The organism is Actinomadura formosensis NBRC 14204, from assembly GCF_001552155.1.
Taxonomy (GTDB): domain Bacteria; phylum Actinomycetota; class Actinomycetes; order Streptosporangiales; family Streptosporangiaceae; genus Spirillospora; species Spirillospora formosensis.
On record NZ_BCQQ01000010.1, the window covers coordinates 1 to 20,443 of the forward strand.

Consider the following 20,443-nt stretch of genomic DNA (forward strand, 5'->3'; position numbering starts at 1 on the left):
GGCGACCGTCTGAGGGGATGAGTCGCCGCCGCCCGCCGTCACCCCGACGGCCAGGGCGGTGAGGAGGACACCGGCGGTGATGCCCGCGACGACCGGGGACGGGCGGTGGGACCGGAGAATCGTCGCGACCGCCAGCAGGACGAACGCGGTCAGCGTGGCGAGGACGACGATCCATCCGGCCCGGTCCGCCCATTCGGGCACCGGGAGGACGAGCAGCGGCACCGCGACGTTGATCGCCGCCACGCGGACCGGCCAGCCGCGTTCGATCAGGGCGGCGTTGGCCTTCAGCGCGGCCGGTCCGCCGCCCAGGACGACGGGCAGCAGGAACGTCAGGGCACCGACCAGGATCTGCCCCACGAACCCCACCAGGATGAGCGGAAGCAGCCCGGTCAGGCTCTGCCGGGACGCGTCCGCGACCAGGGTGACGGCGAACCAGGCCGTTCCGGCGGCGAGCATCCAGGACGCGGCCGTGTGCGGGCGGCGCCGCCTGAGCGTCCGGACGAAGGGCACGAGGGCCAGCGCGGCGGCACCGGCGTACACCAGGAGACCGGCGGCGACGGCCCACCGCGACTCGGTGAGCAGGCCGCCGACCGCGAGTCCCAGTCCCGGCACGGCGGCGCGGAGGGACCAGCGCGCGATCCGGCCCGTCCCGTCCACCATCCGGGTGCGCAGGACGGTCGGCCAGAGCGTGAACAGCGTGCCGAGCACGGCCAGCCCGATCCAGCCCAGGATGTTGACCTGCTCGTGGGCGGCGTGCATCGGCTCGTGCCGGCCGGGCGGGACGCGGCCGGAGGCCATCAGCCCGCCCAGCGTCCCGCCGATGATCAGCGCGACGCCGGCCCACAGGTACCAGGCGATGACGTGCGCGAACCGTCCGCTCAGGGCGCCCCGCCCGCGCAGCGCCAGCACGGTGATGTGCGCGGCGACGGCGGCGACGACCGTCACGGCGCCGCCGGCGGCGAGCGCCGGGAACCCTTCGGAAACGCCGCACAGCACCGCGGCGATCCCCGCGTTCAGCACCGCCAGCCGGGTCAGCGGCCACCAGTGCGGGGCCGCCGGGACGCGCAGCAGCGCGGCGGCGAAGTGCTCGGTCCAGGTCACGATGGCGTTGGTCACCGCGCCCAGCAGGAACACGTGGATCAGCAGCCACCGCGGCGCGGGCAGTTCGTGCCGGGCGAGGGCGGCGGCGACGGTCAGCGCCAGCCAGCCGAGCACCACCCCGTTGGCGACGGCGTGCCACACCGACCGCGAGCGGCGCGGTGCGGGGGACGGGCCCACCTTCGGGCGGGTGCCGATGGACGTCATGACCGTTCCCTTCCGGCCAGGCGGGTCGCCGCCACGGCGCAGCCACCGAAGAGCAGGAGCGACACCTCGCCGAGCACGCCCCCGGTCGCCCGCGCGGGGGTCACGCCGGACAGGTCGCCCGCGACCCGGAGCAGAAGCGAGGCGTGCAGCAGGACGAGCGGCGCGTACAGGACGGGGTGGTACGGAAACCGGATGCGCAGGACGGCGGGCAGGATCACCGGCGCGTGCCCGAAGACCATCGACATCACGAAGCCGAGGAACACCGCGTGCAGGGCGGCGTCGTAGGCGCCGGTCGCGGACGGGCGTCCGGCGGCGAGCCAGATCGTCCCGGCGGTGGCGAGCCAGGCGTATCCGGTGAGGAGGCAGGCGGCGGCGAAGCGGGGCAGGCCCGTCCCGCGGATCGTGCGGCGCGCGACGTCGTGGCGGGCGAGCCAGCCGGCGAGCGCGACCATGCCGAGGCCGGTGAGGCGCCAGCCCGGTTCCGGCCACCAGACGGAGACGGCCGCGCCGGCGGCCAGGACGGCCGCCGCGGCGACCAGGCCGTCGGAGGCGCGGCGGCCGAGGAAGGCGACGCGGGCGAGTTCGAGGCGTTCACCGGCGATCGTGAGGATGAGGAACGCGGCGAGCCAGGGAACGATGTCGCCGACCGTCCGGCCGCCGATCCACAGCATTCCGCCGGTGTACCAGGCGATGGCGCCCGCGATCTGGACGGTGAGGTCGCGTCCCGTCCGGCGGCCGAGAACCGTGATGTATATCGCGATGAGCCAGCCGCCGGCGGCGGTGAGGAGCAGGCGTCCGGGGACGGTGAGGCCGGCGGCGGTGACGAGGGCGCCGAGGCCGGCGAGGGCGGGGGACGCGTAGGCCCAGGGGCGCCCGAGGGCGACGGCGCGTTCCAGCGCGATCAGCGTGCCGAGGAAGCCGAGGGCCATCAGCGGGCCGTGCTGCTGGGCGAACGACGTGCGCGGCAGCGGGACGGCGAGGTCCAGCAGGCCGAGCGCGCCCCACAGCCCGGCGACGAGGGAGAGCAGCGCGCCGACCACGAGCGGAAGTCGGCGCGCCGCCGGGCGGGGCACGGCCCGGGGGCTTCGGCCGCGTACCCCGGTGACCTGATTCTCCATGTCAGCTATTATAAATACAAGTAGTGTTGTGAAAAACAGTCCGGCACGAGGAGTGCAGTGCTCATGACCACATCGACCGCGGACCCGCAGCAGGAGACGGTGCGGGCCATCCTGGACCATCACGAGCGGCTCGGCCGGGCCCTGGCCGACCACACGCTCACCATCGCCCGCGCCGCCGACCAGCTCGCCGCCCCCTTCGAGCGGCGCGACAAGCTCGTCGCGTTCCTGAAGGAGGAGATCGTCCCCCACGCCGCGGCCGAGGAGGAGACGCTCTACAAGGCGGCGCAGGACGTGCCGGAGGCCCGGCTCCTGCTGCGCGCGATGCTGCGCGAGCACGTCGTTCTGCGCGAGAAGGTCGCCGAACTGGAGGCGGCCCGGACGCCCGCGGAGGCGGTCGGCGCCTCGGCCACCGTGAACGCCCTGTTCCAGACGCACCTGGAGAAGGAGAACGAGCTGATCCTGCCGGCGCTCGTGGGCGCGGGCGTCGACCTCGGCGCGCTGCTCGCCGGGATGCACGACATCCTCGGCGAGGGGGCGTCCCACGGCGAGGCGTCCCCGGGCGAGGGGCACCAGTGCACCTGCGGCGGCCACGACGAGGCCGGCGAGCCGGGCGGCACCGCCGAGGTGACGGACGGGGAACTGGACGTGCGGGTCATCGCCCACGGGCAGCGGCACCCGCAGATCTTCGCGACGTTCGAGGCGCTGACCGCCGGGACGTCGTTCGTCCTCGTCAACGACCACGACCCGAAGCCGCTCTACTACCAGTTCGCCTCCCAGTACCCCGGCGAGTTCAGCTGGGACTACGAGGAGTCGGGCCCGGAGGTCTGGCGCGTCCGCATCGGCCGCCCCTGACCTCGCGCGAAGACACGCCTGACGGCCGCGGCGCGGTGGCCGTCAGGCGTTTTCTCCGTTACGCGGGTCTCCGTTACGCGGGGTCGTAGGCGAGGTTGGGGGCGAGCCAGCGCTCGACCTCGGCGACGGGCAGGTCGCAGCGGCGCGCGTAGTCCTCGATCTGGTCCCTGCCGACGCGCCCGACCGTGAAGTAGCGGGACGCGGGGTGGGCGAAGATCAGGCCGCTGACGCTGGCGGCGGGCGCCATCGCGTACGACTCGGTGAGCTTCATGCCGAGGCGGCCGGCGTCCAGCAGGTCGAACAGCGCCCGCTTCAGGCTGTGGTCGGGGCTCGCCGGGTAGCCGAGCGCGGGACGGATGCCGCGGAACCGCTCGGCGTGCAGGTCCGCCAGCGCGGGGTCGGCGTCCGGCTCGAACCAGGCGCGGCGGGCCTCCAGGTGCGCGTACTCGGCGAACGCCTCCGCCATCCGGTCGGCGAGCGCCTTCACCATGATGGCCTTGTAGTCGTCGTGCTCCGCTTCGAACTTCGCGGCGAGGTCCTCGGCGCCGAGGATCGTCACCGCGAAACCGCCGAGGTGGTCGCCGGACGGGGCCACGTAGTCGGCGAGGCAGCGGTTCGGGCGGCCCTCCGGCTTGGCCGTCTGCTGCCGCAGCATCGGGAAGCGCGGCCCGCCCTCCAGGACGATGTCGTCGCCCTCGGAGTGCGCGGGCCAGAAGCCGTAGGCGCCGCACGCCTCGAACGCGCCGTCCGCGATGATCTGGTCGAGCAGCCTGTTGCCGTCGTCGAAGAGTTCGCGGGCGACCGGCTGGTCCAGGATCGCGGGGTACTTGCCCTTCAGCTCCCAGGCCAGGAAGAAGAACTGCCAGTCGACCATCTCGCGGATCGCGGTCAGGTCCGGCCGGATGACCCGGACGCCCTCGAACGCGGGCGCCGGCAGGTCGCCGAAGTCGACCCGCTCCCGGTTCTCCCGCGCCTGCCCGATGGTGAGCAGCGGGCGGCGCTGCTTCTTCTCGTGCTGCTCGCGCAGGCGGGCCTGCTCCTCGCGGTTGGCCTGGGCGAGGGCGGCGGCGCGGCCCTCGTCCAGCAGGTCGGAGACGACGCCGACGACGCGGGAGGCGTCCAGGACGTGCACGGTCGTCGCCTCGTAGGCCGGGGCGATCTTCACCGCGGTGTGCTGGCGGGACGTGGTGGCGCCGCCGATGAGCAGTGGCAGCCGCATGCCGCGGCGCTCCATCTCGGCGGCGACGGAGACCATCTCGTCCAGCGACGGGGTGATCAGCCCGGACAGCCCGACCGCGTCGGCGTTCTCCGCGATCGCGGTGTCGAGGATCTTGGCGGCCGGGACCATCACGCCGAGGTCCACGACGTCGTAGTTGTTGCAGCCGAGGACGACGCCGACGATGTTCTTGCCGATGTCGTGCACGTCGCCCTTCACCGTCGCGAGGACGATCTTGCCCTGGCCGCGGTCCTGCTGGACGCGCCCGGCGCGCAGGGCCTCCTCCTTCTCCTTCTCCATGAAGGGCTCCAGGTAGGCGACGGAGCGCTTCATCGCGCGGGCGCTCTTCACCACCTGCGGCAGGAACATCTTGCCGGACCCGAACAGGTCGCCGACGATCTTCATCCCGTCCATCAGCGGGCCCTCGATGACGTCGAGGGGGCGGGCGGCCTTGCGCCGGGCCTCCTCGGTGTCCTCCTCGATGAAGTCGACGATGCCGTGGACGAGCGCGTGCGACAGCCGCTGCTCGACCGGCGCGTCCCGCCAGGACAGGTCCACCTCGCGGACCGTGCCCCCGCCCTTGACGTTCTCGGCGAACGCCACGAGCCGGTCGGTCGCGTCCGGGCGGCGGTCGAACAGGACGTCCTCGACGAGTTCGAGCAGGTCGGCGGGAATGTCCTCGTAGACGGCGAGCTGCCCGGCGTTCACGATGCCCATGTCGAGTCCATTGCGGACGGCATGGAACAGGAACGCCGAGTGCATCGCCTCACGGACGACCTCGTTGCCCCGGAACGAGAACGACAGGTTGGAGATGCCGCCGCTGGTGCGGGCACCGGGGCAGCGCTCCTTGATGAGGGGCAGCGCGTCGATGAACGCCTTCGCGTACCCGTTGTGCTCGGCGATGCCGGTCGCGACGGCGAGGACGTTCGGGTCGAACACGATGTCCTCGGCGGGGAACCCGGCCTTCCGCGTGAGCAGGTCGTAGGCGCGCCCGCAGATCTCGACCTTGCGCTCGGTCGTGTCGGCCTGCCCCGTCTCGTCGAACGCCATGACGACGACGCCCGCACCGAAGTCACGGATGCGGCGGGCCTGCTCGAGGAACGGCTCCTCGCCCTCCTTGAGGGAGATCGAGTTGACGACGCCCTTGCCCTGGACGGTCTTGAGCCCGGCCTCCAGCACGCTCCAGCGCGAACTGTCCACCATGATCGGGATGCGGGCCACCTCGGGCTCCGTCGCGATCAGGTTCAGGAACGTCGTCATCTCCCGCTCGCTGTCGAGCAGGTCGGCGTCCATGTTCACGTCGAGGAGGTTCGCGCCGCCGCGCACCTGCTCCAGCGCCACGTCCACCGCGGCCTGGTGGTCGCCCGCCTCGATGAGCTTGCGGAACCGCTTGGAGCCGGTGACGTTCGTCCGCTCACCGATCATGATGAAGCCGGTGTCGGGGCCGATCTCGAACGGCTCCAGGCCGCTGAACCGGCTGGCCTTCGCGGGCCGCACGACCTCGCGGGGCGCCATGCCCCGGACGGCCGCGGCGATCTCGGCGATGTGCGCGGGACTCGTCCCGCAGCAGCCGCCGACCAGGTTGACCATGCCGGCCGCGGCGAAGTCGCGCAGATGGCCGCTCGTCTGCGCGGGCGTCTCGTCGTAGCCGCCGAACGCGTTCGGCAGGCCCGCGTTCGGGTGGCAGGCGGTGTAGGTGCCGGCGATCCGCGCCAGTTCCTCCACGTGGGGCCGCATCTCCTCGGCGCCCAGCGCGCAGTTCACCCCGACGACCAGCGGCTCGGCATGCTCGATCGACCGCCAGAACGCCCCGACGGTCTGCCCGGACAGCGTCCGCCCGGACAGGTCGACGATCGTCACCGAGATCCACAGCGGCAGGTGCGGGGCGACCTCGCGGGCCGCGGCGATCGCGGCCTTGGCGTTCAGCGTGTCGAAGATCGTCTCGATCAGCAGCAGGTCGACGCCGCCCTCCGCCAGCCCGGCGATCTGCTCGGCGTAGGCGTCCTTGACCTGGTCGAAGGTGACGGCGCGGTAGGCCGGGTCCTCGACACGGGGCGACAGCGACAGGGTCACGTTGAGCGGCCCGACGGAGCCGGCGACGAACCGTCCCCCGTACTCGTCGGCCGCCTGCCGGGCCAGCCGGGCGCCCTGCACGTTCATCTCGTGCACCAGGTTCTCAAGGCCGTAGTCGGCCTGGCCGATGCTCGTCGCGGTGAACGTGTTGGTCGTGGTGATGTCGGCGCCGGCGTCGAGGTACTGCCGGTGGACGTCCAGGACCACGTCCGGCTTGGTCAGGTTCAGCAGGTCGGGGTCGCCGGTGACGTCCTTGGAGTGGTCGCCGCCGACGCGGTCGCCGCGGTAGTCCTCCGGGGTGAGCCCCGCGCCCTGGAGCATCGTGCCCCAGGCGCCGTCGAGCACCGCGATCCGCCGGTCCAGAAGCTCGCGCAGATTGTTCTGAGTCATATTTCTTCGAGCACCTCCCATTCGCGTGGGAGGCGCCCTTGCGGAAGTCGGTGTCGGGGGCCGAGCGTGGCGGGCTCTCGCCCGTTGCAGCGCCTCTCGGCCTCGCACCGAGGTTACCTTCCCCGGCTCCGCGATGTCAGTCATGTCCCACCATGCGGACCGAAACGCCTTGCCCGTAAGGCTTTCCGGCGGCGCAGCCGCCGGACGGGTCAGTGCTTTCGATGCGGGTCATTTCGCATCGAGCCGGGCGGTCGCCGTGCGGCCTTTCCATACGCCGCCGCGGCCGGTGTGGTGCCTGCGCGCGGAGTCGACCGTCATGGCGGCGTAGAGCAGCGCCACGAGCGGCAGACCCAGAGCGCGCAGGGGCGACAGGGCGTAGAAGCGGAGCATGGGGACGTAGGTGAGCGTCATGAGCCCCCAGGCGAGGGCGCCCGCCGCGAGGGCGATCGGGTCGCGGCCGATGAGGCCGGTGAGGGTCGCGGCGGGCGGTATCGCGTAGAGGAGGAGCAGGCCGAGGACGGTGCCCGCCAGCAGGACGGGCGAGTAGCGAAGCTGGTGGTAGGCGCTGCGGACGATCATCATCCACAGGTCGGCGAGGCGGGGGTAGGGGCGGCGGCTGAGCACGTCCCGGCCGAGGTCGAGACGGCAGCGTCCGCCGGCGCGCTTGATGAGGCGCCCCATCGCGACGTCGTCGATCAGCGCGTCGCGGATCGCGGCGACGCCGCCCGCCTTTTCGAGGGTGGTGCGGCGGACCAGCATGCAGCCGCCGGCCGCGGCGGCGGTGCGCGTCCCGTCCCGGGTGACCCGGCGGAACGGGTAGAGCTGCGCGAAGAAGTACACGAACGCGGGGACGATCACGCGTTCCCAGCGGGTCCGGGTGCGGAGCGTCGCCATCTGCGACACGAGGTCGCGCCGGCCGGTCACGGCCTCTGCGACCAGCCTTTTCAGGGTTCCGGGCCGGTAGGCGACATCGGCGTCGGTGAAGAGGAGGAAGTCGGGCCGGCCGGCGGCCCTGACGCCCTCCGCCATCGCCCAGACCTTGCCCGCCCATCCCCCGGGACGCTCTCTCGCGGATATGACCTGCGTGTCCTTGGCGAGGCCGGTGGCCGTTTCGGCGGTGCCGTCGGTACTGCCGTCGTCCACGAGGACCACGCGGAATTCACCCGGATACTCCTGGCCGAGCAGCGTCGGCAGGGTCTCCGGGAGGACGGCCGCCTCGTCACGGGCCGGGATCACGGCCACGACGTCGGGCCATCCGGGCGGCTCCCGGCCGTCCGGGAGGCCGGGCCCGGTCCGCCAGAAACCGCCGTGGGCGAGGGCCAGGTAGAGCCATCCCGCCAGTGCCACCAGCGCCAGGACGTCCATGACCACCATGGTTCGCAGGGTCGCACCGCGCCGTGCGGTCCGTCCACGGGACGCGTCGCTGGGCTAGAGTCTCGCGGCGTCGAGCGTGAGGGGGCAGGCGATGAAGGAGGTTCTCTGGAAGGCCGCCGACAAGCTGCGGGGGTCGGTCGACGCGGGCCAGTACAGGGACTTCGTTCTGGGGCTGGTGTTCCTCAAATACGTGTCGGACTCGTCCGGCGGAGGGGCTTTCCAGGTACCGGACGGGGCGCGGTGGGAGGATCTCACCGCGGCGCCCGGGTCCCTCGGTGAGCGGATCGACTCGGCCATGGACGCGGTCATGCGGGCCAATCCGCCGCTCGACGGCGCCCTTCCGAAGATCTTCAGCGGGGTCGACCAGCGGCGGCTCGGCGAACTCGTCCAACTGATCGGCCAGGTTCGTTTCGGCGGAAAGGCCGCGCGGGACGTGCTGGGCGAGGTCTACGAGTACTTCCTGGAGAAGTTCGCTCGCGCGGAGGGAAAACGCGGCGGCGAGTTCTACACGCCGCCCAGCGTGGTGCGGCTGCTCGTCGAGATCCTGGAGCCGTACAAGGGCCGGGTGTACGACCCGTGCTGCGGTTCCGGCGGCATGTTCGTGCAGGCGGAGAAGTTCGTCCTGAGCCACCGGGGACGGCTGGGCGACATCGCGGTCCACGGGCAGGAGGCGAACGAGCGGACGTGGCGGCTGGCCAAGATGAACCTCGCCGTTCACGAGATCGCCGGGGATCTGCGCTGCTCGGACACCTTCCATGCGGACGCCCATCCCGGACTCCGGGCCGATTACGTGCTGGCCAATCCCCCGTTCAACATGTCGGACTGGTATCGCGACCCCGGCGACCCGCGCTGGAGATACGGCGTCCCGCCGGCCGGGAACGCCAATTTCGCCTGGATCCAGCACATCCTCTCCAAGCTCGGCCCGGACGGCCGCGCGGGCGTCGTGATGGCGAACGGGTCGATGTCGTCCCGCCTGTCGGGGGAGGGCGGGATCCGCGCGGCCCTGGTGGAGGCGGGCCTTGTGTCGTGCATGGTGGCGCTGCCGGACCGGCTCTTCCGCAGCACCCCGATTCCCGCGTGCCTCTGGTTCCTCGACCGGGCCCCGCGGGACCGTGTGCTCTTCGTCGACGCCCGGAGCATGGGGACGATGATCGACCGCACCGAGCGCGTCCTCACCGAGGACGACATCGCCCGGATCGCCGGCGCGTACCGTTCCCGGCGCGGCTCCGGCCATGCGGACGTCCCCGGGTTCTGCCGCTCCGCCGGCCTGGACGAGATCCGGTCCCACGACCATGTCCTCACGCCGGGCCGGTATGTCGGCGCGGCCCGGACGAGCCCCGACGGCGAGCCCATGGCCGACAGGGTCGAGCGCCTCACGAAGGAACTCTTCGCGCATTTCGAGGAGTCGGCGCGGCTCGACCGGGTCGTCCGGGACGAACTGGGGCGCCTGGATGGCTGACGTGACGCTCGGCGAGATCGTCACCTTCTCGAACGGGCGGTCACGCCCCGCCGAGGGCTCCGCCTACCGGACGTACGGCGCGAACGGCGTCATCGGGACGGCCGGTGACTTCAACGCCGGCCCCCACAGCACCATCGTCGGACGCGTGGGGTCTTACTGCGGCGCCGTCCACTACAGCGCCGAACCGTCCTGGGTCACCGACAACGCCATCATCGCCGCCCCGAAAGAGGGGGTGAACCCGCGCTACGTCTACTACCTGCTCACAAGGCTCGACCTGAACCGGTACCGCATCGGGTCGGGGCAGCCGCTGCTCACCCACGGGATCCTGAACCGCCTCACCACCGGGCGCCTGACCCGGGCGCGGCAGGACGCGGCGGCGTCCGTCCTCGGGGCCCTCGACGACAAGATCGCCGTGAACGACCGCATCGCCGCGTGCGGCGACGAACTGATCCGCGCCCGCTACGCATCGTCCGGCGCCCGGGGCGCGATACGGATCGGTGCACTCGGGGATCTCGTCCGGGCCGGCGTTCCGGCCGGCCGGATCGGCCACGGCGAGAACTACATCGCGCTGGAGCACATGCCGAAACGGCACATGTGGCTCTCGACATGGTCCGACGCGTCCGGCGTCACCAGCGCGAAGAGACGCTTCGCATCCGGCGACATCCTCTTCGGCAAGCTCCGCCCCTATTTCCACAAGGTCGGCCTGGCCTTCGTGGACGGTGTCGCGTCAACGGACATCCTCGTCGTCCGCCCGAAGGACCCCGCCCACCGGGGCTGGCTGCTCGCGGCCCTGGCGAGCGACGAGGTGGTCGCCCACGCGTCCGCCATCGGCGACGGCACCCGGATGCCCCGCGCGAAATGGCCGGACATCGCCGCCTTCCAGATCCCCTGGCCCGGCACCACCCGCGCCCGCGCCTTCAACGACTTCGTGACCCCCCTGGCCGCCCGCGTCCAGGCCGCCACCTCCGAAACCAGGGCCCTGACCGCCCTCCGAGACACCCTCCTCCCCCACCTGATCCCCTGACCAGGTGAGACCGGTGCCCGGCTTCACCGTCCGCTGTGTTCGCGAGCAAATCCGCGTTCAGTGACAACCTGAGGGCACAGAGCAATGGTGCGCAGGTCGCGGTAAGGCTCTTGCATGCGCGCAAGCCTTGGTGACTCCGCTGCGGGCACTGCGTCAGAGTGTGTGTTGTTTCACTTCCACGTCCGACTTCGACCAGGCCGAAGAGCACATGTTCGCTTACAGCCCGACACGGAGACGTGAAGCCGACGCCGCCATGAACCCATCAGACGCGTGGTGCGGGTCGCCCGCGCTATTGCCCGCTCCCTCACTCGAACTTGGAATCCCGTCCGCCTGGCCCAACGGCAAGTCGTCCGGACGGCTCATCGGAGAGATCGAACTCGCCGCCACGGCACCGGCCGTGCGGCTCGCCCGGTCCTACGTCCGGGAACTGGTCGGCCAGCACTTCGTCGCCGACCGGTCCGAACTCGTCGACCTCGAACTGCTGACCAGCGAGGCCATGACCGACTCGGTGCTGCACGCGCGGCCGCGCCGGGACGGGACGATCATGCTGGCCGTCCTGCACCTCGACCGGTACGTCCAGGTCGAGATCACCGACGGCGGCGCCGCGCCCGGGCAGCCGCGCCCCGCGGACGGGGCGCTGCCCCTGCACGGGCGGGGGCTCTCCCTGATGAAGGCGCTCGCCACCGACTTCGGCACCCGCGAGGGCAGGAACGGGACGTCCACGTTCTGGTTCGGGGTGGGCGTCCCGGAAGGATGGCGGCTGCCGTGACGCCGGGGTCGACCCTGAGCCCGGCCCCGCGGGCGGAACCGCCCGCGGCCGGGACCGGGACGTCGGCCCCGAACATCGCGAGGATGTGCGACTACCTGCTCGGCGGCAAGGACAACTACGCCGCGGACCGGGAGTCCGCTGAACGGGCACTGCGCAGGTGCCCGATCGTGCCGCGGCTCGTCCAGGCGAACAGGGGCTTCCTGGACCACGCCGCCGCACGGCTCGCCGGGGACGCCGGGCTGCGCCAGTTCGCCGACATCGGCTGCGGGCTGCCCGCGTCCGTCAACGTCGGTGACGTGGTCCGGCGAACCGACCCTGCCTGCCGCGTCGCCTACCTCGACAACGACCCGATGGTGCTCGTGCACGCGCGGGCCCTGCTCGCCGTCGACGAGAACACGGGCGTGGTCGAGGCGGACGTCCGCGATCCCGCCGCGCTGCTCGCCGACCCGGCACTGCGGCGGCTGATCGACCTCGCCGAGCCCGTGGGGGTGTTCCTGCTCGGCGTGCTGGACTTCGTCGCCGACGAGGACGACCCGCGCGGCATCGTGGACGCGCTGGCCGGCGGCCTCGCGCCCGGCAGCCACATCGTGATCAGCCACACGGAGCGGTCGCCGGAACTGGACCCGATCTCCCGGCCGCACCCGCGGCTCGGCACCCCGTTCCGGCCGCGGAGCATGGAGGAGATCACCGGCATCTGCCGCGGCCTGCGGTTGATCGAGCCGTATCCCGTCCGGCTGCCCCACGCCTCGCACGTCACCCGCCCGATGCCGCTGATCGGCTGCATCGGGCGCGTGCCGGGGTGACGCGCGGCCATGCCCACCGCAACGCTCGCCGCCATCGGTGACGGGACGGACACATCCGCGGATCGTCCGGCTCGGGCGTTCGGCGCTTCGCTAAGATCAAGGCGTCGACGACTGCCGCATCGAGGGCGAGTGATGACAGCGGACGGTGAGCCGAAGTCTCTCTCCGACATCACCAGGGACATGGGCCTGAACATGTCCGACGTCGCGGCCTTCTCCGGGCTCGACGAGAGCACGATCTTCCGGTTGTGGGACAACGTCGAATGGCTCGACCGGGTCAGCGGACGGTCGCTGCAGAGCCTGATGTCGTCCGTTCCGGGGATCGCCGAGTACTCGATGGCGCACGCCGTCCGCAAGAGACGCGACGGGCTCGTCGACAACCTGCACCGCGAAGGGCTGGCCGTCGACCTGGGCGCCCTGGAGAACTCGACCGTCCCGCAGCAGCACCTGCTGAACGCCCTTGAGGCGGCGCTGCACATCGTCCGCGGGCAGGCGACGCAGAAGACGTCCTCCTTCATCGCCCGGTTCTGGGGACGCGACCAGGACCGCGCGCTCTCCGCGCTCTACTCCACCGACGCCGGCCACGGCCTGCTGGTGGACCCGCAGAAACTCTTCGACTCCTCGGTCGACCTGGCCCCCCGCCTGAACCGCAAGACGTACTCGTTCCACTCGATCCTGGCGCTCAACATCCTCACGCACCAGGTCAGCAAGGTGACCGGGACGCTGGAGACCGACCTCGGCTTCGAAGTGCCCGGACGGCAGGCCGCGTTCATGATGCGCGGCGTCGTGATGGGAACCCTGATCGGCTCGAACGACTTCGAACTCGCCGAGCGGTACCGCAGGGAACTCGACGCCACGCCCGTGTACGCGGCACTGGAGGAATGGGCGTTCCCGACCTACACCAGAGACGGCCGCATCAGCAGCGACTTCACCTTGCCGAGCTCCCTGTCGCTGCGCAACACGGCGACCGAGGTGCTGCGCGAGATAGCGGTCTACAACGACGCCTACCTGTACTACCTGGTGTCGACGTACATTCCGCTGGCGTTGAAGCGCGACCCCGCGTTCGGTGGCAAGATCACCGAGTTGATCCAGGCGCTGGAACTGCGCGGGGCCGACTGCCAGGACAGAAGGACACGACAGGCCTGTAACACGCTGGTGCGGCGGCTGAAGGTCAGCGCCTGAACCGGTGTGGGACACGGCCGCACGGAGAAATGGGGAGCCGGTGGAGGACACGGCGCAGGCCATCGCGAATCTGACCCGCGAAAGGTGGGAGGCCAACGCGCAGTATTGGGTCAAGGTGATCCGGGAGCGCCGCGACCGGTACCGGACCGAACTGACCGACGCCGCCGTCCTCGACGCCGTCGGCCCCTGCGCGGGGCTGCGCGTCCTGGACGCCGGATGCGGCGAAGGCTACCTCTCCCGCACGCTCGCCTCCATGGGCGCGGACGTCACCGGCGTGGACGCCGCGCAAGGGCTGGTCGACGCGGCCTCGTCCCATCCGTCGCCCGGCGCCGAATTCCTCCGCGCCAGTGTCGAGGACCTGCCCCTGGACGACGATCAGTACGACCTCGTCCTCTGCAACCACCTGTTCAGCCACCTGCAGGACCCGTCCCGCGCCATCGGCGAGTTCGCACGCGTCCTGAAGAGCGGCGGGCGGCTGATCCTGCTGACCCTGCACCCGTGCTTCTACGTCGAGAACTCCGAGCAGGGCGCGATGAACAGCGTCCCGGCGGCGCAGTACTTCGCCCCGCGCGGCATCGACCAGCGGTTCATGGTGGACGGCATGGAATCCCCTTCGATGATCACAAGCTGGCTCCGGCCGCTGGAGTACTACGCTGGAACGCTCCGAGACGCCGGATTCGTCATCGCGGACCTCCGCGAACCGCATCCAACGGAAGAGCAACTGCGGGACGACCCGTGGTGGCGCAAGGGCTTCCCCATGGCGATGTTCCTGCTCCTGATCGCGGAGCGCCGCTAGGGTCCTCCCCCTGGCCGCTAGGGTCCTCCCTATGGAGGACGTGCCATCCGGGCTGGCCGGGCATCCGGACAGGCTCCGGTGGAACAGCAAGTACGAGGCCGCGCCCGGCCTGTCACCCGTCCATCCGCTGGCGGAACGGGCGCTGGCGCTGCCGATGCCGGACGGCGGGGTGCTCGACCTCGCCTCCGGGCCGTCCGGCAGCGCGCTGCTGGCCGCCGCCGCGGGACGGCACGTGACGGCCGTCGACATCTCCGAGATCGCGCTCGGGCGGCTCGGCGCGCAGGCCCGGCGGCGCGGCCTCGGCTCGCTGATCACGCTCGTCCAGGCCGACCTCGGCGGCTGGCGGCCGGAGCCGCCGGGATACGCGCTCGTCCTGTGCACCGGGTTCTGGGACCGCGCCGTGTTCGGGCGCGCGGCCGGCGCCGTCCTGCCGGGCGGGCTGCTGGCCTGGGAGGCGTTCACCGAGGACGCCCGCCGCGACCGGCCGCGGATGCCCGCCGAATGGTGTCTCGCGGCCGGCGAGCCCGCCTCTCTCCTGCCCGGCGGCTACACCGTCCTCTCCCAGGCCGACGACCCGGCCACCGCCAAACGGCACCTCCTGGCCCGGCGTCACTCCGGGCCGGCGCGTTAATCCAGATCGACCACCACGGGGGCATGGTCGGACGGCCCCTTGCCCTTGCGGGCCTCCCGGTCGACGTAGGCGGAGCCGACCCGCTCGGCCACGGGGGCGCTCGCATAGAACAGGTCGATGCGCATACCGAGGTTCTTGTGGAACATCCCGGCCCGATAATCCCAGTACGTGTAGGGGTGGGGGCCCTTCATCGGGGTGGGGACGACGTCGTCCAGGCCCAGGGCGCGCAGGTCGGCGAGTACCCGGCGCTCGGCGGGCGTGACGTGGGTGGAGCCGGCGAACGCGGCCGGGTCCCAGACGTCGTCGTCGGTGGGCGCCACGTTGTAGTCGCCGCACGCGACCAGCGGCGTCCCGCCGGCCAGTTCGGCGGCCAGCGCGTCGCGGAGGGCCGCGAACCAGTCGAGCTTGTAGGCGTAGTGGGCCGACTCCGGGGTGCGGCCGTTCGGCGCGTAAAGCGACCAGATCCGTATCCCGCCGCAGGTGGCGCCGATCGCGCGGGCCTCCGGAGTCAGCAGGACCGGCTCGGTCAGCTTCGTCTGCTCCTCCGCCTCGCCCTCGTACACGGGTTCGCCGGGAAAGCCGTTGGAGACGTCCTCGATGCCGACCCGGGAAAGAATCGCCACCCCGTTCCACCGGCCGTCGCCGTGCGCGGCGGTGGTGTAGCCGAGTTCCGCGACATCGGCGGACGGGAACATGTCCGCGGGGCACTTGGTCTCCTGCAGGCAGAGGACGTCCGGCTTGGTCTCGTCCAGCCAGGAGAGAAGGCGCGGCAGCCGGGCCTTGACCGAGTTGACGTTCCACGTCGCGAGTCGCATCCCCCCAGCCTGCCATCCGGCGGCGCTATCCTGGCGGCTTCCCCTGTCCCCTGCCGGACGGCACCGTAGACGTCGCGTGACCGGTAGATTGCGGGTCGGCCTCCTTTACACGGTTTTCACGCTGTGCTTAGCCCGGCCCTGGAAGGGTGGTCACGTTCTTGATGTCGTCAAACCCGGAGCAAGTGAGGAACCATGTCCGAGGATGACAAGCCCCGGGGCAAGCCGGCGGTCAAGGCGAAGGCGAAGATCCCGAACGCCCAGAGCATCCGCAGCCCCGAGTTCACCCCCCACGGCATCAGCGCGGGCCGCGGCAGCGGGCTGAACCGGCCGTCCGCGCTGACCGCCAAGCAGGCGCGCAAGCGGCGGCTGATGATGATCGCCGGAATCGTCGTGGCCGCGCTGGCGATCTCCGGGGGCGTGGCGTGGTGGGTCACCCGCCCCGGCCCCAGGCTTGAGGTGAGCGGCAAGTTCGGGGCCGAGCCGAAGGTGGAGATCCCCACCAAGCTGGAGCCGGCCAAGACCCTCAAGGTGACCACCCCCATCCGGGGCACCGGTCGCGCGCTCGCCGACGGCGACACCGTCTACGTCCAGTTCGCCACCTACAAGTGGGCCAAGGACAAGGACGAGGAGAACTCGCGCGTCAAGAGCAGCAGCGAGAAGGTCAGCTCCACCTATGAGCAGCAGGCGCAGCAGCCGAGCGGCCCGCGGCCCCTCGTCGTCGGCAAGAGCGGCCTGAAGGACATCGACAAGAACCTGGTCGGCAAGACCGTCGGCAGCCGGGTCGTCCTGCAGCTCCCGCCGTCCAAGGACCTCAGCCAGCTGAGCCCGCAGCAGATCGGCAAGACCGACGCGGTCATATTCATCCTGGACATCCAGGCCGCCGTGCCGAAGGACCCGCAGCCGCAGGGCACCGAGAAGAAGCTGGACGACAAGAACCTGCCCAAGGTCGAGGACAAGGGCGCCGGCAAGGAGCCCAAGGTCACGATCCCGGGCCGGGACGCGCCGGACAAGCTCCAGGTCAAGACCCTCGTCGAGGGCACCGGGCCCGCGCTCGCCAAGGGCGACGACGCCATCGTGCACTACGTGGGCAAGATCTGGAAGAGCGGCGACAAGTTCGACTCCAGCTGGGACAACAAGCAGCCGGCGAACTTCCCGATCGGCACCGGCGCGACCATCCCCGGCTTCGACAAGGGCCTCACGGGCGCGAAGGTCGGCAGCCGCGTGCTGCTCGTCCTGCCGCCCGCCGACGGCTACGGCAAGCAGGGCAGCCCGCCCAAGATCAAGGGCGACGACACCCTGGTGTTCGTCGTGGACATCCTCGCCAAGATCCAGAAGTAGGCGGGGGCGCGGCACGGCCGCGGGCGGACTCGCCGGAGAACGGGAGAGCGGCGGGGGACCCGATCGGGACCCCGCCGCTCGGCGTTTGCGAAAAGTCGCGTTGCGACATCCGTCACGACAACCGGCGGAGCCGATCGCCCGTCTCCCTATTGGGAGGCCATGGGTTGCGCATTGGGCGGCCGGCGCACGGATCCCCTCCAGGTATCGTCCGGTGAAAGAATTGATCACGGGGGGCTTGTGAGCGACAGCGGAAAGACCCCGGAGGGCGGCGCGCCCACCGGGCCCGGCGAGGCGGACCTGCCCGACACCCAGGTCGGGGCGCCGGCCGGGGCGGACGGTCCGGCGATCGGCACGCTGACCGCGCAGACCGAAGAAGCCGCCCAGAAGCCGGAATTCCCGGCCGAGGACGACATATCTCAGAACGGCGGCAAGGACCGCGAAGCGCGCGAGTCCGCCGGGGACGCGGCCGAATCGTCCGGCACCGAAACGGCGCACGAAGCATCCGGCGGCAAAGCGCCCGAGGCCGAAGCGACCGACGCCGAAACGGCCGGAACCGAAACGGATGAGGCGGGTGAAGCCGCGCCCGCCGGGGTTGAGGCACCGAGCACGGGTGATACCAAGGCCATGCCTGCCGCCTCGTCCAAGCACGGCTCCGAGCACGGCTCCGAGCACGGCGGGCCGCCGCCCGGAAGCGGCGGGCCCGGCGGTGGCGGCGGACGGGGCCGGGGGCCGCGCAAGCCGCGCAGCCGCAAGGCGCGGTTCCTGCGCCGGACGCTGTTCCTGCTGTTCGGGCTCATCGGGTTCTGCATCGCCGCGTTCGTCCTCGCCTACGTGTTCACCCCCGTGCCGTCCCCGCAGGAGAAGGCGATCGCGCAGGGGCCGACGTTCTACTACTCCGACGGCAGGACGGAGATCGCGAAGACCGGCATCAACCGGGACGCGGTCAAGCTCGACCGGATCCCGAAGAGCACCCGCAACGCGGTCATCGCCGCGGAGAACGGCAGCTTCTACGACGACCCGGGCGTGTCGGTGGCGGGCACGGCGCGGGCCTTCTGGTCCACGGTGACCGGACGGCAGTTGCAGGGCGGGTCGACGATCACGCAGCAGATGGTCCGCAACTACTACGGCGGCATCGGCAAGGAGCGGTCGCTCACCCGCAAGCTCAAAGAGATCATGGTCGCGCTGAAGGTGGACCGGGAGAAGCCCAAGGACTGGATCCTGGAGCAGTACCTCAACACGATCTACTTCGGGCGCAACGCCTACGGGGTGCAGGCCGCCGCCCACGCCTACTACGACAAGGACGTCTCGGACCTGACGCCCGCCGAGGGCGCCTACCTCGCCGCCGCCATCCAGCAGCCGAGCAACTTCTCCGACCCGACCGGCGACCAGCGCGTCCGCGCCGAGCAGCGGTGGCGCGCCGTCCTCGGCAACATGGTCCGGGACGGGTTCCTGACGTCCGCCGACGCCGCGTCGATGAAGTTCCCCCTGCCGGTCAAGCAGAAGATCACCGACGTCCTCAAGGGCCAGAAGGGCTACATGGTCAACGTGGCCAAGAAGGAGCTCACCGAGCGCCGCGGCTACAGCGAGGACGAGATCAACCGCAGCGGGCTGAAGATCACCACGACGTTCGACAAGCGGCTGATGGACGCGATGAAGCAGGCCGTGGCGGGCAACACCCCGGACGGGATGAGCAAGAAGATCCGCACCGGGGCGGTGTCGGTCGATCCGTCCACCGGGCAGGTGCTCGCCTTCTACGGCGGCCGCGGCTATCTGGAGGAGGCGCTGAGCAGCGCCTTCGGCGACCACGCGCAGGCCGGGTCGGGGTTCAAGCCGATCGCGCTCGCCGCCGCGCTGCAGGACGGCCGGTCGCTCGACGACACCTACGACGGCAGCTCACCGCAGACGTTCGGCGGCTCGCCCATCCACAACGACAGCGACGAGAACTTCGGGATGGTGGACCTCGTCACCGCCACCCAGCACTCGATCAACACCGCCTACGTCAACCTCGGCCAGGACATCGGCAACGAGAAGATCGCCGAGATGGCCGAGAAGATGGGCATCCCCCGGTCGCAGATGACCGCCGACCAGCGCCACGCCGCGACGTTCCCGCTCGGCATCGTGTCGCTGCATCCCGTCCAGCAGGCGGGCGTGTACGCGACGTTCGCGTCCGAGGGCCTGCACCGGACGCCGTTCGTGGTGAAGTCCGTCACCGGCGGCGAGAACGAGAAGCGCACGTTCACCGAGGAGGGGGAGCGGGCGCTCAGCGTGCAGAACGCGCGGGACGCGACGTATGCGATGCAGCAGGTCGTCCAGGGCGGTACCGGGACGAACGCGCAGCTTCCCGACGGCCGTGAGGTCGCGGGCAAGACCGGCACCACCGACGAGGGCCGGGCGATCTGGTTCAACGGGTTCATCCCGCAGATGGCGACGTCGGTCGCGATGTTCCGCAGCGACGGCAAGCCGCTGAACATCCCCGGCTACGGCGCGTACGGCGGGCAACTGCCCGCACAGATCTGGCGCTCCTACATGTCGGACGCCGTCAACATCAAGGACTACGCGCCCAAGTCGTTCGGGTCGCCGTCCACCACCCCGGGCGGCGGCTACGACACGCCGCCCCCGCAGGACTCGCCCGGCACGCCGGAGCCGCCGCCCACGACCGTGCCGTCCGAGCCGCCGCCGACCACCGAGGAACCCGACATCCCGCTGCCGCCCACGCCGACCGTGCCGCCGACCATCGTCCCGCCCGAGCCCGGCGGAGGCGGCGGGGGCGGCGACCAGCCCGGCGGCGGAGGCGGTGACGGCGGGGGCGGCGGCACCGGCGGTGGAGGCACCGGCGGAGCCGGCCCGGTCTCCTCCAGGTAGCAAGCCCGGTCGCGGGCCGGCTCAGTCGCAGGCCGCGCCGATACTGGCCGGTGTCTCCTTCATCACCGTGTTGAGCTGGGAGACGTCGCCGGTGCCGACGGCGGGCGCGGCGGCGCGCAGCCTGTCCGCCTCCGCCGTCAGCGCCTTCCGCAGCGCACTGTCGTCGGCCTTCTTCGCCAGCCCGTCGACCCGTCCGGCGAGCTGCTCGGTCGCCTGCCGCCACTGCACGGGCTCGGCCGCCGGAATGCTCCTGACCTGGGTGATGTACTGCTGGAACACCTTCTTGGCGTCGGTGCACACCTGGCCGGAGTTGCCGCCCAGCATCCCGCACCCGCTCAGGGCGCCGAGCATCACCACGCCTCCGGCCAGCGCCCGAACCACCCCGTACCGCATCGCACCCTCCCGCTTGATCCCCGACCGGACCCGCATATGATTCCGC

At 71.4% G+C, this 20,443-nt stretch carries 15 protein-coding genes and 1 pseudogene; 10 read left to right on the forward strand and 6 right to left on the reverse strand.

Features of this window, described 5'->3' with window-relative positions:
• Positions 1 to 1,305 (reverse strand): annotated as a pseudogene (locus tag AF1_RS04020) (multicopper oxidase domain-containing protein); the annotation flags it as partial.
• Positions 1,302 to 2,423, reverse strand: coding sequence for a hypothetical protein (locus AF1_RS04025; protein ID WP_067793635.1), 1,122 nt, complete (start codon positions 2,421 to 2,423; stop codon positions 1,302 to 1,304). The gene AF1_RS04025 and the pseudogene AF1_RS04020, both read right to left, overlap by 4 nt.
• 63 nt (positions 2,424 to 2,486) lie before the next feature.
• On the opposite strand from AF1_RS04025, the gene AF1_RS04030 reads away from it, so the two are divergent.
• The gene (locus AF1_RS04030; protein WP_131732589.1) at positions 2,487 to 3,275 is read left to right on the forward strand and encodes a DUF2249 domain-containing protein; all 789 of its coding nucleotides are present in this window, start codon (positions 2,487 to 2,489) and stop codon (positions 3,273 to 3,275) included.
• Between the two features lie 73 nt (positions 3,276 to 3,348).
• On the opposite strand, the gene metH is transcribed toward AF1_RS04030, so the two are convergent.
• Positions 3,349 to 6,954: a methionine synthase gene (gene metH / locus AF1_RS04035; protein ID WP_067793637.1), complete on the reverse strand. Its 3,606-nt coding sequence runs from the start codon at positions 6,952 to 6,954 to the stop codon at positions 3,349 to 3,351.
• A gap of 228 nt (positions 6,955 to 7,182) precedes the next feature.
• On the reverse strand, positions 7,183 to 8,328 hold the full coding sequence (locus AF1_RS04040; protein WP_067793638.1) for a glycosyltransferase: 1,146 nt from the start codon (positions 8,326 to 8,328) through the stop codon (positions 7,183 to 7,185).
• Positions 8,329 to 8,419: 91 nt separating this feature from the next.
• Here AF1_RS04040 and AF1_RS04045 point away from each other — a divergent pair, with 91 nt between their 5' ends.
• From AF1_RS04045 to AF1_RS04075, 7 genes are all read left to right on the forward strand, one after another.
• Positions 8,420 to 9,787, forward strand: a complete 1,368-nt coding sequence (locus AF1_RS04045) for a class I SAM-dependent DNA methyltransferase (protein ID WP_084262434.1) — start codon at positions 8,420 to 8,422, stop codon at positions 9,785 to 9,787.
• Complete coding sequence (locus AF1_RS04050; protein ID WP_131732590.1) at positions 9,780 to 10,811, forward strand: restriction endonuclease subunit S; 1,032 nt, start codon at positions 9,780 to 9,782, stop codon at positions 10,809 to 10,811. The genes AF1_RS04045 and AF1_RS04050 overlap by 8 nt, the downstream gene beginning before the upstream one ends.
• 253 nt (positions 10,812 to 11,064) lie before the next feature.
• Complete coding sequence (locus tag AF1_RS04055) at positions 11,065 to 11,580, forward strand: ATP-binding protein (RefSeq protein ID WP_165488371.1); 516 nt, start codon at positions 11,065 to 11,067, stop codon at positions 11,578 to 11,580.
• Complete coding sequence (locus tag AF1_RS04060) at positions 11,565 to 12,383, forward strand: SAM-dependent methyltransferase (protein ID WP_084262436.1); 819 nt, start codon at positions 11,565 to 11,567, stop codon at positions 12,381 to 12,383. Before AF1_RS04055 ends, AF1_RS04060 begins: the two co-directional genes overlap by 16 nt.
• Before the next feature lie 132 nt (positions 12,384 to 12,515).
• Positions 12,516 to 13,562 carry a hypothetical protein gene (locus AF1_RS04065; RefSeq protein ID WP_067793643.1) on the forward strand — a complete coding sequence of 349 codons (1,047 nt, stop codon included), beginning with the start codon at positions 12,516 to 12,518 and terminating at the stop codon, positions 13,560 to 13,562.
• Positions 13,563 to 13,602: 40 nt separating this feature from the next.
• Positions 13,603 to 14,358 carry a class I SAM-dependent methyltransferase gene (locus tag AF1_RS04070; RefSeq protein ID WP_067793644.1) on the forward strand — a complete coding sequence of 252 codons (756 nt, stop codon included), beginning with the start codon at positions 13,603 to 13,605 and terminating at the stop codon, positions 14,356 to 14,358.
• A gap of 31 nt (positions 14,359 to 14,389) precedes the next feature.
• Positions 14,390 to 14,989 carry a methyltransferase domain-containing protein gene (locus AF1_RS04075; RefSeq protein WP_067793645.1) on the forward strand — a complete coding sequence of 200 codons (600 nt, stop codon included), beginning with the start codon at positions 14,390 to 14,392 and terminating at the stop codon, positions 14,987 to 14,989.
• Here AF1_RS04075 and AF1_RS04080 read toward each other — a convergent pair.
• Positions 14,986 to 15,804 carry an exodeoxyribonuclease III gene (locus AF1_RS04080; protein WP_067793646.1) on the reverse strand — a complete coding sequence of 273 codons (819 nt, stop codon included), beginning with the start codon at positions 15,802 to 15,804 and terminating at the stop codon, positions 14,986 to 14,988. The genes AF1_RS04075 and AF1_RS04080 overlap by 4 nt on opposite strands.
• Positions 15,805 to 15,996: 192 nt before the next feature.
• Here AF1_RS04080 and AF1_RS04085 point away from each other — a divergent pair, with 192 nt between their 5' ends.
• Positions 15,997 to 17,142: an FKBP-type peptidyl-prolyl cis-trans isomerase gene (locus AF1_RS04085; RefSeq protein ID WP_067793647.1), complete on the forward strand. Its 1,146-nt coding sequence runs from the start codon at positions 15,997 to 15,999 to the stop codon at positions 17,140 to 17,142.
• Positions 17,143 to 17,379: 237 nt separating this feature from the next.
• Complete coding sequence (locus AF1_RS04090) at positions 17,380 to 20,004, forward strand: transglycosylase domain-containing protein (protein ID WP_275938305.1); 2,625 nt, start codon at positions 17,380 to 17,382, stop codon at positions 20,002 to 20,004.
• Positions 20,005 to 20,025: 21 nt separating this feature from the next.
• Here AF1_RS04090 and AF1_RS04095 read toward each other — a convergent pair whose 3' ends face one another.
• A complete protein-coding gene (locus AF1_RS04095) occupies positions 20,026 to 20,397 on the reverse strand; it encodes a hypothetical protein (protein WP_131732591.1) in 372 nt (123 codons plus the stop codon).
• Positions 20,398 to 20,443: the final 46 nt, after the last annotated feature.

Bases quoted from the DNA above. Each gene is read 5' to 3' on its own strand.
- AF1_RS04025 (WP_067793635.1), bottom strand. From the start codon at position 2,423: ATGGAGAATCAGGTCACCGGGGTACGCGGCCGAAGCCCCCGGGCCGTG.
- AF1_RS04030 (WP_131732589.1), top strand. From the start codon at position 2,487: ATGACCACATCGACCGCGGACCCGCAGCAGGAGACGGTGCGGGCCATC.
- metH (WP_067793637.1), bottom strand. From the start codon at position 6,954: ATGACTCAGAACAATCTGCGCGAGCTTCTGGACCGGCGGATCGCGGTG.
- AF1_RS04040 (WP_067793638.1), bottom strand. From the start codon at position 8,328: ATGGTGGTCATGGACGTCCTGGCGCTGGTGGCACTGGCGGGATGGCTC.
- AF1_RS04045 (WP_084262434.1), top strand. From the start codon at position 8,420: ATGAAGGAGGTTCTCTGGAAGGCCGCCGACAAGCTGCGGGGGTCGGTC.
- AF1_RS04050 (WP_131732590.1), top strand. From the start codon at position 9,780: ATGGCTGACGTGACGCTCGGCGAGATCGTCACCTTCTCGAACGGGCGG.
- AF1_RS04055 (WP_165488371.1), top strand. From the start codon at position 11,065: ATGAACCCATCAGACGCGTGGTGCGGGTCGCCCGCGCTATTGCCCGCT.
- AF1_RS04060 (WP_084262436.1), top strand. From the start codon at position 11,565: ATGGCGGCTGCCGTGACGCCGGGGTCGACCCTGAGCCCGGCCCCGCGG.
- AF1_RS04065 (WP_067793643.1), top strand. From the start codon at position 12,516: ATGACAGCGGACGGTGAGCCGAAGTCTCTCTCCGACATCACCAGGGAC.
- AF1_RS04075 (WP_067793645.1), top strand. From the start codon at position 14,390: ATGGAGGACGTGCCATCCGGGCTGGCCGGGCATCCGGACAGGCTCCGG.
- AF1_RS04080 (WP_067793646.1), bottom strand. From the start codon at position 15,804: ATGCGACTCGCGACGTGGAACGTCAACTCGGTCAAGGCCCGGCTGCCG.
- AF1_RS04085 (WP_067793647.1), top strand. From the start codon at position 15,997: ATGTCCGAGGATGACAAGCCCCGGGGCAAGCCGGCGGTCAAGGCGAAG.
- AF1_RS04095 (WP_131732591.1), bottom strand. From the start codon at position 20,397: ATGCGGTACGGGGTGGTTCGGGCGCTGGCCGGAGGCGTGGTGATGCTC.